The organism is Acinetobacter sp. NyZ410 (assembly GCF_022828975.1).
Taxonomy (GTDB): Bacteria; Pseudomonadota; Gammaproteobacteria; order Pseudomonadales; family Moraxellaceae; genus Acinetobacter; species Acinetobacter guillouiae.
On sequence record NZ_CP094620.1, the window covers coordinates 2,240,926 to 2,255,587 of the forward strand.

The window sequence follows — 14,662 nt, forward strand, 5'->3', positions numbered from 1 at the left end:
TATTCCTTATTTCCAACCAGGGAACCATAAATTTTCACCAATATCATCATTTAAAGCCTGTTTGACCTTGTCTGAAGTTTGGTAAATTTTTATGAACTCTTTTAACTGTTTGGCTTTTTCTGGGTGCTTTTGCTCATAGTCATCTTTTACAACAAACAAGATCGCATAACGTGTATTGGTATTATCATCGAGTAATAATGCTTTGTTTGGATCAATGGTTTTTGCAAGACGTAAATAAAGCGGGTAGCTAAATACTAAATCAGCATCATCTACAGCACGCGCAGTTTGAGGTCCTTCAACTTCAATAAATTTAAAGTTTTTAGGATTTGAGCTAATGTCTTGTAAGTTTGATAAGTGGTTATTTGGATCTTTCAAGGTGATGAGTTTTGCCTGTTGTAAAAGCAACAGTGCGCGACCTTGGTTGACTGGGTCATTTGGAATCACCACACGTGCATTTTCAGGTACCGCCGCTAAAGAATCATATTTTTTAGAATACAAACCCACATGAGTTGCAACACCTGTGGCAATCGGTTTCAGTTTAAAATCAGTTTCTTTTAACGCATTGGTTAAAAATGGTTGGTGTTGGAAATAGTTTGCATCAATATCACCATGATTCAGTGTGATATTCGGTGTGTTCCAATCTGAAAATTCCACCAGTTTAATATGAATCCCTTGTTTCTTGGCTTCCTCTGCTGCAACTTGTAAAGGCTTGGCAAAGGGTGGGCTAATACCAATGGTGATTTCTTCTGAACCGGCTTTTTTATGTTGGTTCCAATAAAAAAGTCCTGCAATCACGGCAATAATGATCACGCCAAGCAAAATAAATTTATTCTTGGAGCCTGATTTTTTGGATGGCTTACCATTTGCAGGTGAGTTTATTTGAGTCATGTGACACCCCTTAAAGTGAAATTATTCAATTCATCATGTTTGCTGATTAGGATATTTAGGCAGTTTGCTTTTGCTGATCTGCCGTTTCGATGCTGTTGTTATGATTTGAGTTTTGACATCGAAAATCAGCAGCAGGGTGTTGTTGGGTTAAATGATCACCCTGTTTAAAGATTTTGTTGCGTAAAGAACCATTTTCATATTTGGTTTTAAATCTGCCACGTTGTTGCAGTTCAGGAATCACAAAACGAATAAAGTCATGATGTGATTCAGGCGCAACAGTACGAGTCAGGTTAAAACCATCAATACCTGTTTCATCAATCAACTGAATTAATTTTTCAGCAATTGTTTCACCACTTCCAACAATCAGTGGATAACGACCACCGAGTTGATGCTGTGCTTTAAGATCGTTAGGCGTGATCTGGTTTTCCTTAAATTTATTATTGACTGAAGCAATACTATTGGTTTGTTGATATGGGATGGCCTCATCATCAGCATATTTGGATAGGTCGATACCGACTGAACTTGAGAAATGTGCTAAACCTGCTTCTGGACTTGCATAGCGGGCATATTCAGCTAATTTCTCTTGAGCTAATTCATCTGTTTCTGCTGTAACCACTGTGATTCCCACAAAGATTTTAATATCTTCTGGATTACGGCCTTGCTGCACAGCCAATTCTCGAATCTTATCCACTTGTTGTTTGATTTTTGCAGGTTGATCACCTCCAATAAAGACACATTCCGCATGACGTGTGGAAAATGCTAAACCGCGTGGTGAAGCGCCTGCTTGAAAGAGCACAGGAGTACGCTGTGGTGAAGGTGAGACTTGGAAAACACCTTGGCTTTGATAAAAGCGCCCTTGATGGTTAATTTGATGAACTTTTTTAGGATCAGTAAAAATACGCTTTTGCTTATCTTTTTGTACCGCATCATTTTCCCAAGAACCTTCCCAAAACTTATAGCAAAGCTCTAAAAATTCTTCAGCTTGTTCATAACGTAAGTCATGATCTTTTAAACCTTTTTGCCCAATTAAGCGTTCAGCACTGTCCAAATACCCCGTCACAATATTCCAGCCAATCCGACCTTGTGTCAGATGATCTAAACTCGCGAAGCGCCGTGCGAATTGGTACGGTGTTTCATAACTTAAGTTTACGGTCACGCCAAAACCTAGATTTTGGGTTACCGCTGCCATTGCTGAAATCAGGGTAGATGGGTCATGACTCGGCAGTTGAATCGACTCTTTTAATGTTAAATCTATACCATTCTGGTAGACATCATAAACACCAGTAATGTCTGCGATAAACAACCCATCAAATAAACCTTGCTCCAAGGTCTTAGCGAGATCAGTCCAGTAATTGAGCTCATTAAAACGATGAGATTCATCACGCGGATGGGTCCACAAGCCGTGATTGATATGGCCGACACTGTTCATGTCAAAAGCATTGAGTAAGATTTGTTTTTTAGGTGCTGTATGTTGAGATGTATTTGTCATTACAATGTCCCTCTGCGTGGTGGAAGGATGTTGTTTAATACATAGTTTCCAATAAAATAATATTTCCAGCGTGATGCATCATGCAGTGTATGTACCCGTACATTGCGCCAATGTCGATCTAAGCCATCGGCACGTTGACTACCGCGACTTCCCGCAAGTTCAATTAGCTTGGATGAGGCTTTTAATGCTGTTTCAGTACTGTGTGCACGGACTTTAGCCACATCTAGTGAGGCTTTGGCAATATTTTCAACTGTAGGTTGTGGTTTTGCTGCATCAATAGATTGAGCAGCTTGTTTTAATAAAACCTCACTTGCTCTTACATCCGCAGCAACACGGCCTAATTCATAAATGGTCAGTGGATCTTGGTCTGCATGTTCTACATTGGCATCAATCCATGCGCGCGCTTTTTTAACCCGTTCTATCGTTTCTTCAAATGCTGCACGCGCAATGCCTGTTTCAATCGCAGCATGCATAATTTGTGCAAATGGCCCAACGAGGGTGGGTTCAGAAAATGCGGTGTCAAAACGAATGACATATTCAGATTCCACAAAAACTTGATTGAATTTAACGGTGCCACTGCCTGTGGTTTTTTGTCCAAAGCCTGACCAATCATTGATACGTTGTAAGCCTTGTGCATCGGCAGAAATAAAAGCTAAATATTCACGTTCTTCAGCATCACGGACTAATGTCGGAATGCGATGGGCAAATAGACTGCCCGTGCAATAGAACTTTTCCCCATTGACCACATAACCATGTTCAGTTTGACTAATTTGGGTATGCTTTTGTGCAGCAGTCTTGGTCTTAAATTCAGCGAGGGCATTGCCAAAACGTGCGCCTTGAAGTACTTCGCTATAGAGTTTTTCCTTTTGCTGCTCTGTACCCGTATTACGTAATACTTCCAATGCATAAAAATGGTTTTGTGGGATTTGACCAATAGAGCCATCTACGCCACTGAATAATGCAATTATTTTAGCAACAGTGTGACTAGATACTTCTGCACCACCATATTGCCGCGGTACTGTGATCGCCCATAACCCTGATTGACTAAAAGCTTCAACCTCATCAAATGGTAAAATTCTTTCAGCATCACGGAGTACCGCATTTTGTTTAAATTGCTGACTCAACTGTTGCGCGATTTCTAAAGCTTCTTGATCATTTTGAATAATATGTGCTTGCGCAAAGGGATGATTGTGTACATCCAATGTTTTATTGATATCTTGATAAGTTGTCATAATATTTCCCTGATGAGTAACAAAGTCGTTTAACTTTAAATCCACGCATGGCGCTGATTTTGCGTACCATTTAAGTAATAGTTTCCAATGGCATGAAGTTTCCAACGCACAGGGTCATGTAAGGTATGCACACGAGCATTACGCCAGTGTTGATCGAGATTATGAGTTTCTAGGCTTGAACGACTACCACCCAATTCAAGTAATTTTTCAGAAATAAGTAGTGCTGCATCATTGGCATACACTTTTGCCTCAGCAACGATAATGGAGGCTTTACTGGCTTGTTCAGGACTGACGATGTCTTGTGAATCTAACTGATCTAAATATTCTGCGGCTTCATCAAGCAATAAAATCGATGCATCGAGTAAGATATTGAGCTTACCGACTTCTTGTAGGGTATATGCTTCAAAACTGGCTTTATCCACATTGGCATCAATGATTGGGCGCGCTTTATGGATTGCAGATAAAGTATCTGCAAATGCAGCTTCTGCAATGCCCACATCAATCGCAACCTGAATCAGTTGTGAGTACGCACCACGATATTTTGACGCATCGGCAAGTGGTTTTTCATCCATAATAAGATCTGGATGAACCACAACATTCTTTAAACGCACTGTGCCACTTGCTGTTGTACGTTGTCCAAAGCCATCCCAATCATCAACAATTTCAACACCGTCAGCTTTTGCATCAATAATCGTTAAAACAATATGACCATCTGGGTGAATTGCACGTATCGCCAACCAATCGGCAAAATATGAACCCGTTGAATAAAACTTCTCACCATTTAAAAGGTATTGACCATTGATCTGTTCTAAACGTGTTTCAATGGTGCGGGTATCTTTGGTATTGCGTTCTGGGCCACCATTAGAAAGCCGTTTACCAGTTAAAATTTCAGTATAAATAAACTGTTTTTGCTGTTCATTGGCAATATGCTCAATGGCATTTAACAAGCCAAATTGATTTTGAGGAATCTGACCAACACTGGCATCTGCCTTGGATAAAATACGGAAAACATGCGCAAGGGTTTTATTTGAAACTTGAGCGCCACCATATTTTTTGGCAATACGAATTCCGCCTAATCCTTTGAGACTTAATTCTTGTATGACATCAACAGGTAAAATTCGTTGTTGATCACGTATATTTCGTTCTACCAAAGCAAAATCAGCAACTTGGTAAGCTGCATTTATTGCTTGTTGATCGTTTTGGATCACAAAGGCTGAGGTAGAAGAATTCAAACTAGACATATTGGCACCTTTCAATAGATACCAAAACGCTAAGCAATATTGCGGTAAAAATTAAACGAACTATTGTGCTTAACTTATCTAAAAATATTGTTAGGATAAAAATCGCAAAGTTTTTTAATATTGAATATATGTTAAATAATTGAAATTTATAACTTGTTTTGAATTCCTCTGGTCGAGCTCTTAGTCTGAAGCAGCTTTGTTATTCCTATCACGAATAAAGAATAAAGAAACTGATATAACCATAGAATAAGCATTGGGTCATATGACGAGCGATTGAAGTAAAAAGTACATTGTAATTCAAGCGATGAATGTCTAAAGTACACAAGATTACTCAGGATTAATCTTAACTTTTAGATTTATCTAAGCTTTTAATTAAAAAAATAATTTGGAGATTACATGCGTACGTTGTACCAATTCCCACTCTCGCATTACTGTGAAAAAGCCCGTTGGTTGCTTGATCATAAAGAATTGGATTTTGTTGCGCAGAATTTAATCCCAGGTGTCCATCGTGCATTTGCACAACTTAAAACAGGGCAAAACAAGTTGCCTATTTTAAAAGATGGAGAACGCTTTATTGCGGGGTCGACTCAAATCGCATTGTATTTAGATGACGTTTATCCTGAACATCGACTGCTTCGTACAGATCACACGCTTCGTGAAAAAACCTTAGAAATTGATTTGATCGCCAATGAGCTAGGTATTCATGTACGTCGTTGGGGATTGGCACATGCTTTAGCAGAAGGCGATGAACCGCTAGAAATTATGATTGGTGAAAAAGGCTATTTACGTCAATTTGAAAAAATTTCAAAGCCTATTCTAAAAACCATGGTTTCAAAAAGTTATCAATTGGACAAAGAAAAAGTCGAAGAATCTAAATACAATTTAGAGCTGACTATCGACAGTTTAAATAAGATTTTGATTGATAACGGTTGCCGTTATTTTGTTGGCGATCGTCTTGGTTTGGCAGATATTTCAGTATGTTCAATCCTTGCACCGTTATTAGAATTACCTGCGACACCATGGGAAAAGGAATATGCAGAAAATATTTCTCAAGAATTTACCGAATTTAGCCAACATTTGTTAGAACTGCCTTTAGGGCAATACGTGAAAAGAATTTACGCCACTGAGCGCAATGCACGTGTGGATTGGCGAGGAATGTAAGATTTCAAAGCAAGAAACTCTCCAATTTACTGAAAAATTAAGTATCATAGTGTGGAATTGGAGATTTTTTAATGCAGAAGTTCGTAATTTTAGGTGCGATAAGCACTGTTTTATTGATGGCGGGTTGTACTGAGAAAAAGCCTGCAACTCCTGAAGAAATTTGGAAAGGTTACTGTACCAGTATTGGTAATGCTGCACGTTCTATTACTTTAGATCGTCAAAATGGGATTACCAAGAAAGAAGCAATTGAATATGCAAATAAAGTCACTGATCCAACAACTAAGGGCTTTGTACTTGAGTATTTAGAGAAAGTCTATGCATTATCAGATGCAGAGCTAAAAGCGGATAAAGATGCAGTTCAAGCAAAGTTTAAGAACGAAGCATTTGAACAGTGTTTAAATACCCCCCATGATCCGACAAAAATGCCAGATTATAAACCGTTCTAAGGAGCGGTTTTTTTATGGCTTAAAGCACTACAGCAGGCGATATGCTTGGTTAGCAGACAATGAAAGAATACGATTTGTGTAAATTAGAAATCCGAATCGTGAATGGTCAAGACATGCACACTTTTGAGTGTCCATCCCTTTAAATCGTTTATGTGTGTTTTTGGCATGAAGTTCACGATGACATGGTTTTTTATGTTGAGTTATCGAAAAAATATAAGTAATCGTCAAACCTCGTCACAAAAAATGATTAGCATAAAAATTGAAAAGCATATATACACTATAGAAATAGAAAATAAAAAGTAGCATAGGAGTGAGACAATGGAAGTAGTTGCTTATTTACATAATGCAGATTTGCTCTTAGAAGATGACAATGGTGTCGCTGTGATTAGCGGAAGTCATTATGTGCTGAGTTTAGGCGATCAAGTTTTTTTTCAGGAAGTCATTGATGAACGAGCGAAGTTATACCAAGTAAAAATTTCATTTGCGTGTACTGAACATTCAATGTTTCATGAAGATGAAGTGCAAATGAAATTTGAAGGTTGTCGTACGGAATTCCAAAAGTATGTAGACAGTACGACAGTCCACTAAGGTGGAATGTACTTTGTTCTAAAAAAAAGGCAACATATGTTGCTTTTTTTATGGCTGAAACAGTCTAAAGGCAAGGTAAACATAACTTCAATCTTATTAAAGTGAAGTTCATGTTTTACAAAGATAATATTTTTAGAGCTTTTTCAAATTAATTTGAGAAATAATTTACATAAACGTCTGATGAAAGCGTACTGTGTAGATCTGTAGTTAAATGAAGCAAAAAGTGATGAGTATTTATTTATAAAATAATGGTCATCACGAATTAATACGCTCATTGCATTAACTTTTGGCTTGATTTTTAGTAAAATTTGACAGTCCATATTGCCTGTGAAGCTTTAATAAGCAGGAATTCACAGGTAAATTTTTAAAAAGAGGAATTACACCGTGCTAGAAGCTTACCGCCAACACGTTGCAGAACGTGCCGCACTCGGAGTCCCACCGAAGCCACTTGACGATGCTCAAACTGCTGACTTGGTTGAATTACTAAAAAATCCACCAGCGGGTGAAGAAGCATTTTTAGTAGATTTGCTTGAAAACCGTGTTCCAGCAGGTGTTGACCAAGCTGCATATGTAAAAGCTGCTTTCTTGACTGCTGTAGCTAAAGGTGAAGCGACTTCTCCATTGGTTTCTAAAGAGCGTGCGGTTTACTTACTAGGTACTATGCTTGGTGGTTATAACGTAGCACCTTTGGTTGAATTACTTGATGATGCTGCACTTTCAAGCTTAGCTGCTGAAGCATTGAAAAAAACGCTTCTTGTATTTGATGCGTTCCATGACGTTGCTGAAAAAGCCAAAGCGGGTAATGCAAATGCACAAGCCGTTATGCAATCTTGGGCTGATGCTGAATGGTTTACTAGCCGTAAAGATGTTCCAGAAGAAATCAAACTTACTGTTTTCAAAGTAACTGGCGAAACAAATACTGATGATTTGTCTCCTGCACAAGATGCTTGGAGCCGCCCAGATATCCCATTGCATGCAAATGCAATGCTTAAAAACGTACGTGATGGTATCAACCCAGAAGTTCCTGGTGAAGTTGGTCCATTAAACCAAATCAAAGAACTCATCGCAAAAGGCAACCAAGTTGCTTATGTTGGTGACGTTGTTGGTACGGGTTCTTCTCGTAAATCTGCGACTAACTCAGTGCTTTGGTTCTTTGGTGATGACATTGCTCACATCCCGAACAAAAAAGACGGTGGTTACTGCTTAGGTTCTAAAATCGCTCCAATTTTCTTCAATACAATGGAAGATGCTGGTGCGTTACCTGTAGAAATTGATGTTGCTAACATGAACATGGGCGATGAAATCGTTCTTAAAATTGATCATGCTGCTGCAAAAGTCACTGCATTTAAAGCAGGCGAGCAAATCGCTGAATCTGAGTTGAAAACGCCTGTTCTTCTTGACGAAGTTCGTGCGGGTGGTCGTATCAACTTAATCGTTGGTCGTGGTTTGACAACTAAAGCGCGTGAAGCTTTAGGTCTTCCAGCATCTACTTTATTCCGTGTTCCAGTTCAACCTGAAAACACTGGTAAAGGCTTTACTCAAGCTCAGAAAATGGTTGGTCGTGCTTGTGGTCTTCCAGAAGGTCAAGGCGTTCGTCCAGGTACTTACTGTGAACCGAAAATGACGACTGTTGGTTCGCAAGATACGACTGGTCCGATGACTCGTGATGAATTGAAAGACTTAGCTTGCTTAGGTTTCTCTGCTGATCTTGTGATGCAATCTTTCTGTCACACAGCTGCATATCCAAAACCAGTTGACGTTCAAATGCAACATACGCTTCCTGATTTCATCATGAACCGTGGTGGTGTTTCATTACGTCCAGGTGACGGTATTATTCACTCTTGGTTAAACCGTATGCTTCTTCCAGATACAGTTGGTACTGGTGGTGACTCACATACACGTTTCCCAATTGGTATTTCATTCCCAGCGGGTTCTGGTCTTGTCGCGTTTGCTGCTGCAACTGGTGTTATGCCGTTGGATATGCCTGAGTCTGTACTTGTTAAGTTCAAAGGTAAAATGCAACCTGGTATCACGCTACGTGACCTTGTACATGCAATTCCTTACTACGCGATTCAAGCGGGTGACTTAACTGTAGAGAAAAAAGGTAAGAAAAACATTTTCTCTGGTCGTATCTTAGAAATCGACTTAACAGAAATGGAAACTGACTTAACTGTAGAGCAAGCATTCGAACTTTCTGATGCTTCTGCTGAACGTTCTGCTGCTGGTTGTTCAATCACACTTTCTGAAACGAAAGTTGCTGAATACTTGAACTCTAACATCACCATGTTGAAGTGGATGATTTCTCAAGGTTATGGCGATGCACGTACTATGGCGCGCCGTGTTGAGAACATGGAAAAATGGTTAGCGAATCCATCACTTCTTCAAGCTGATGCTGATGCTGAATACACTAAAGTGTATGAAATTGACCTTGCTGACATTAAAGAACCAGTTCTTTGCTGCCCGAACGATCCAGATGACGCTAAACTTCTTTCTGACGTTCAAGGCGTTAAGATCGATGAAGTGTTCGTTGGTTCTTGTATGACGAACATTGGTCACTTCCGTGCTGCTGGTAAATTACTTGATAAAGTACCAGGTGGTTCATTGTCTACTCGTTTATGGTTGGCTCCACCAACACGTATGGACGAGCATCAATTGATGGAAGAAGGTTTCTATAACATTTATGGTAAAGCTGGCGCGCGTACTGAAATGCCAGGTTGTTCATTATGTATGGGTAACCAAGCACGTGTAGCTCCGAACACTACTTGTGTATCGACTTCTACACGTAACTTCCCGAACCGTTTAGGTCAAGGCGCAAATGTTTACTTAGCTTCTGCTGAGCTTGCATCTGTTGCTGCGGTACTTGGTAAATTACCTTCTCCAGAAGAGTATCAACAATATGCTGCTCAAATCGACAGCATGTCTGCTGACATCTATCAATATTTGAACTTCGACAAGATGGGCGAGTATACAGATGCTGCTAAAGACATCGATACTAAGAAAATTGCTGCTGCTCAATTAAGCTAATCTATTGAAAAATAGATTGAATTGAGTTAAAACTAAGGGCTGATTATTCAGCCCTTAGTTTTATGTATAAAAAAGCTTATATGTGCTATTTACTTAAATATAATGGCTAAAATGATATTCGAATGGTTTATATAATAGGGTAAAGGAATTGCATCAATTTTATATAAACTGGTGAGAAACGGCTCAAGTACATGATTTTGTTGTTTTAAATAAAGAAACATATGCATATGAAGATCATATGCAACTGGTTAATCAAGTACCTTATGATGTATCTATACATGATGATCTAATTATGTTTTTTTACAACAGATACCAACTTATAATCCATCTAAAAAGATTAGACATACTGGTTTAAATTACTATGGTATAACGATTATTGATTCTGAAGGGGCCTTAGTCGCATATAACATAATCAGCAGTATTGTAAATGTTATAAAACTATCTCCGAAATTTCTAAAATTTAGTAAAGGATATACTTATAAATTTGTTGAAGGGCAAGAAAAATTAATATTTCAGAAATATAATGTGGTCGACGACCAGTTTGACCAACTGAAAGGATGTATTAAACAAGTCATTGATTCAAAGGGGCAATTGTATATTGTTCATTTAGGAATTTAGTACAGATATTTTTTGATAAAAATAATAATTTTTAACTATACATTTTTAAAATATCAGCCATCATATTTTTAAAATCTAAAATAACGACATAATGATTGATGCTCGATGAATCAAAATCAGTGTTTACAGAATCAAATAATGCATTTGTTAGTGAGTTGATTTCTAGGTCATCGACAAGACAAGATGAATCTAAATTAAAATACTCAATATAATAATTAACTTTTATTTTTGCATATTCTGAGTATTTAAAACCAGATAAAATGAGTTGTTGATCATCATTGCTTAGATTTTTTGAACATATGGTAAATAATAATGCCATACAGAAGTAGTCAAACTCATCTTTATTAACCACTAAAATATTTAAATCCATAAAATAGTTTTTTAGCATACTTTGAATCAAGGCAAATGAACTTGCTAAATCCGCAGATAAATTTTGAATAATATTAGAATACGTCATCATTTTTTTAAGTTTTAGTGAATCAATGGGTATTGTATTGCAAAACTATTGTTTTGTAAAACAATACTTATGGTGCAGAATATATTGCATTGCAATACGTCTAAGATACTTTGTTAAGCTAATATCAAAGAATGAATATAGGTCATGCAATACGTTATTTGAGAAAACGGAAAGGCTGGACTCAGCAGCAATTAGCCGATTTTTCCAATACTTCAAAAAGTAATATTTCCAATCTTGAGAATGGCAATCAAGGGTACAGTCCTGCAATACTCCAGTACCTTGCTGGGGCTTTTAATTGCACTGTAGCGCAATTGTTTTTATTGGCAGAAAGCTTAGATGATGATGAAAACATTGCTGAGAACTGGGATCAGATGCCCATAGATGCACTATTTATACAACTGCCTAAAGATATTCAAGATAATTTAAAACAGCTTATACATAGCTTGATTAAAAATAAGTCCTAATTCTATATCTCATATTTATTAATATTATACGATTGATCTTCAGCTTCTATAGTTATTTCATTATGCATAATGATTTTAAGCAATTTAATCTAACTTGATATAATTGAAATCAACCCGGTATGTGTCTTTGAAATTTATCACTTTTATATACTAACTGCGTTTTAAAATAATAATACTCATTTAACTTATTGATCAAATGATCAGACAATAAAAAGCCCCTTATTCAGGGGCTAGTCGTATAGATCACTCTATACTTATATAAGGCTCATCTCATACTGGTTGTATTAAAACACAAAATGAGATATTCAGCCATAAAAAAGATGAGCCGTAGCTCATCTTTTTTACACAAGAAAATTAATGTGCATTTGCTACAGCAGGTGCAGCAGCGGCTGTCGCATCATTTGCAGCTTTACGAGTAGGTGTGTAGTTTAAACCTAAAGTCGAGCTGGTATATGTACGCACTTGATCAAGCAGAGCCGGGTTGGTATTTAAATCCTGTTGATAAGACTTCACAATCTCATGCAATTTTGGATTCCATTTACCTTTCACTTGCTCAGGGAATGCTTTTTCCATCAAGCTCAACATAATGTATGGAGAGGTTGATGCACCTGGTGAAGCACCAAGAAGGCCAGTGATTGAACCATCTTTAGAGGTGAAGATCTCTGTACCGAATTGAAGTGTTGCAGGTTTACCCGGTGCTTTTTTGATGATTTGAACACGTTGGCCAGCTTGGCTTAAAGTCCAGTCTTCAATTTTTGCATCTGGATAATACTTTTTCAATTCATTGAACTGATCTTGCTTAGACATTGCCACTTGGCTGACTAAATATTTCACCAAGTCCAGATTTTCCATACCAATGGTTGCCATTGGAATCACATTGTTTTTGTTGGTCGCATCAATCAAATCAAACTGAGAACCATTTTTTAGGAACTTGTTTGAATAGGTTGCGAATGGACCAAACAATACATACTTTTTACCATCAACATAACGAGTATCAATGTGTGGTACAGACATTGGAGGTGCACCTAATTCAGGCTTACCATATACTTTTGCAGTATGTTGCGATGTAACAGCTGGATTGTCTGTCATCAAGAAAATACCACCGATCGGGAAGCCAGCATATTGCTTAGTCTCTTCCAGACCTGTCATTTGCAATAATCTAATCGCAGCACCGCCCGCACCAATAAACACATGACGAGTTTTAACATGGCTGGTTGTGTTGGTTTTTAGATTTTTAAACGATACAGTCCAAGTTTTGTCTGCATTTTGACTAATACCTGTTACTTCAGATGAAGTTTCAAGTTTGAATTTAGGTTGTTTTTTCAAATGATCAATTAATTGGGTTGTAATTGAACCATAATTTACATCAGAACCTACGTCCATACGTGTTGCAGCAACTTTTTGGTTTGCATCACGGCCTTGCATAACTAAAGGCGCCCATTGCTTAATTTCAGCAGGATTTTCAGTATATTTTAATCCTTCGAACATTGGACTTTGGCTCATCGCTTCATAACGTTTTTTCATGTAGTTCACGCTATCGCCCCAAACAAAGGCAATATGTGGTACAGGATTAATAAAGCTGTTTGGTTGACCCAGCACGCCATTTTTGACCTGATAAGCCCAGAATTGTTTACTTACTTCAAATTGTGAAGCAGTATCAATGGCTTTTTTAATATCAACTTTACCGTCTTTCTCAGGGGTATAGTTCATTTCCATAAAGCCAGAGTGTCCCGTTCCTGCGTTGTTGAATCCTGCAGAACTTTCTTGACCTACCTGATCCAAACGCTCATACATATTGATGGTCCAGTCTGGTTCAACTTCATTGAGGTAAGTCCCCAAGGTTGCACTCATAATACCGCCACCAACAAGTACCACATCTACAACTGGTTCATCTGCTGTTGTGTTGACTTTTTTAGAAGCAATTGGTCTGAATAAAAAGATCAATCCAATAACAAATATAACCCCGATGGCAATCAGTAGGTATTTAAAAAATCTCTTCATATATTTCCTGTTTCATCAAGTTTTAATAATATTGTAATGTAGAAAAGTTACATAAATGTTAGTTTGTGTAATGATTTTTTTCGTAAATGATTTAAATATATGAAATAATTTGTTTTTAAATTTGTAAAGATGTGTACAAAAAACAATCAGATTAAAATTTGATTAGTATTTTTGTGTAATAAATATTCAAAAAAGTCTTAGACTAAAGTACTATTTTTTGTAGGTGTTAAGCTTTTTGTAACTTTAAATTGGCTAAAAAATACACTGAATAGAAGAGTTTTCCAGCCTCAATATGAAAACTCTTCTTAAGATTTTTTTGCTTATTCAATCATCATGAGGTCTGATTTATTTTCAAGCTTTAAAGGGCGTAAAGCAAAAATAGAGCGGGTATGACGAATACCTTTCATTGAATATAAATTTTTACGTAAAAAGCGCTCATAATGTTCAGCATTTTTCACCGCAACTTTGACCAAATAATCATAATCACCTGTTACCAAATGCGCTTCTACAACTTCAGGCATTTGACTAAGTGCATCACTAAATTGCTCTAAGATCTCGTCATCATGACGTTCTAAGGTGATCTCAATAAAAAATAGTTCATTAATCCCGATGGCTTTGGCATTTATGGTTGCAGTATAGCCTTCAATGACATTTAAAGATTCTAGACGTTTAACACGTGTCCAACATGGCGAAGAGGAGAGCCCAACCAGTTCAGAGAGCTGAGCGACCGTTAAACGACCATCTTTTCGAAGTGCCGATAAAATTTTGCGATCAATCCTATCTAAAGTGTACTGACTTTCATTCATGAGCTTTACCACAGAAAATATTTTCGAGAATAATGGAATATATGAAAAATCATTCCGAAAATACTGGAGATTTATATTAAATACGGGAAACATTCTATTCAGTAGAACGCTAGAATAAACTTATCAAATCAAAGACATTTGGGAGACTGGCTTTGATTTAGCGGATAGTATCTTTAGAGGAAAGGGTGCCTTTAACGATACTGTCCGCGACCTTATTCTACGCTTTAAAAAAATTATAAAAATAGCT

General features: G+C 37.4%; 12 protein-coding genes. 5 read left to right on the forward strand and 7 right to left on the reverse strand.

Features of this window, described 5'->3' with window-relative positions; all coding sequences use genetic code 11:
* Positions 1–6 precede the first annotated feature (6 nt).
* Genes MTO68_RS10470 through MTO68_RS10485 form a run of 4 tightly spaced genes read right to left on the reverse strand, consistent with a single transcriptional unit; the run spans position 7 to position 4,850 of the window.
* Positions 7–888 (reverse strand): MetQ/NlpA family ABC transporter substrate-binding protein, encoded by an 882-nt coding sequence (locus MTO68_RS10470; RefSeq protein ID WP_244015849.1) that lies wholly within the window; start codon positions 886–888, stop codon positions 7–9.
* A gap of 55 nt (positions 889–943) precedes the next feature.
* Positions 944–2,377, reverse strand: coding sequence for an LLM class flavin-dependent oxidoreductase (locus MTO68_RS10475; RefSeq protein ID WP_244015850.1), 1,434 nt, complete (start codon positions 2,375–2,377; stop codon positions 944–946).
* The gene (locus MTO68_RS10480) at positions 2,377–3,609 is read right to left on the reverse strand and encodes an SfnB family sulfur acquisition oxidoreductase (protein ID WP_244015851.1); all 1,233 of its coding nucleotides are present in this window, start codon (positions 3,607–3,609) and stop codon (positions 2,377–2,379) included. The genes MTO68_RS10475 and MTO68_RS10480 overlap by 1 nt, the downstream gene beginning before the upstream one ends.
* Before the next feature lie 35 nt (positions 3,610–3,644).
* The gene (locus MTO68_RS10485; protein WP_244015852.1) at positions 3,645–4,850 is read right to left on the reverse strand and encodes an SfnB family sulfur acquisition oxidoreductase; all 1,206 of its coding nucleotides are present in this window, start codon (positions 4,848–4,850) and stop codon (positions 3,645–3,647) included.
* 396 nt (positions 4,851–5,246) lie between these two features.
* On the opposite strand from MTO68_RS10485, the gene MTO68_RS10490 reads away from it, so the two are divergent.
* The 4 genes from MTO68_RS10490 to MTO68_RS10505 all read left to right on the forward strand — a co-directional run bounded on the left by MTO68_RS10490 (position 5,247) and on the right by MTO68_RS10505 (position 10,069).
* Positions 5,247–6,011 (forward strand): glutathione S-transferase, encoded by a 765-nt coding sequence (locus tag MTO68_RS10490; protein ID WP_004821170.1) that lies wholly within the window; start codon positions 5,247–5,249, stop codon positions 6,009–6,011.
* Between the two features lie 71 nt (positions 6,012–6,082).
* Positions 6,083–6,457 carry a hypothetical protein gene (locus tag MTO68_RS10495; protein ID WP_004720910.1) on the forward strand — a complete coding sequence of 125 codons (375 nt, stop codon included), beginning with the start codon at positions 6,083–6,085 and terminating at the stop codon, positions 6,455–6,457.
* Positions 6,458–6,775: 318 nt separating this feature from the next.
* Positions 6,776–7,045: a hypothetical protein gene (locus MTO68_RS10500; protein WP_004720907.1), complete on the forward strand. Its 270-nt coding sequence runs from the start codon at positions 6,776–6,778 to the stop codon at positions 7,043–7,045.
* 384 nt (positions 7,046–7,429) lie between these two features.
* The gene (locus MTO68_RS10505) at positions 7,430–10,069 is read left to right on the forward strand and encodes a bifunctional aconitate hydratase 2/2-methylisocitrate dehydratase (protein ID WP_004720906.1); all 2,640 of its coding nucleotides are present in this window, start codon (positions 7,430–7,432) and stop codon (positions 10,067–10,069) included.
* Positions 10,070–10,718: 649 nt separating this feature from the next.
* Here the strand turns inward: MTO68_RS10505 and MTO68_RS10510 are convergent.
* Positions 10,719–11,147 (reverse strand): hypothetical protein, encoded by a 429-nt coding sequence (locus tag MTO68_RS10510; RefSeq protein WP_244015853.1) that lies wholly within the window; start codon positions 11,145–11,147, stop codon positions 10,719–10,721.
* A gap of 128 nt (positions 11,148–11,275) precedes the next feature.
* On the opposite strand from MTO68_RS10510, the gene MTO68_RS10515 reads away from it, so the two are divergent.
* The gene (locus MTO68_RS10515; protein ID WP_244015854.1) at positions 11,276–11,608 is read left to right on the forward strand and encodes a helix-turn-helix transcriptional regulator; all 333 of its coding nucleotides are present in this window, start codon (positions 11,276–11,278) and stop codon (positions 11,606–11,608) included.
* A 354-nt stretch (positions 11,609–11,962) separates the two neighbouring features.
* Here MTO68_RS10515 and mqo read toward each other — a convergent pair whose 3' ends face one another.
* Positions 11,963–13,609 (reverse strand): malate dehydrogenase (quinone), encoded by a 1,647-nt coding sequence (mqo, locus tag MTO68_RS10520; RefSeq protein ID WP_244015855.1) that lies wholly within the window; start codon positions 13,607–13,609, stop codon positions 11,963–11,965.
* A 320-nt stretch (positions 13,610–13,929) separates the two neighbouring features.
* Entirely contained in the window at positions 13,930–14,415 is a 486-nt protein-coding gene (locus tag MTO68_RS10525; RefSeq protein WP_004720894.1) for an Lrp/AsnC family transcriptional regulator, read from the reverse strand.
* Between the last annotated feature and the right edge of the window lie 247 nt (positions 14,416–14,662).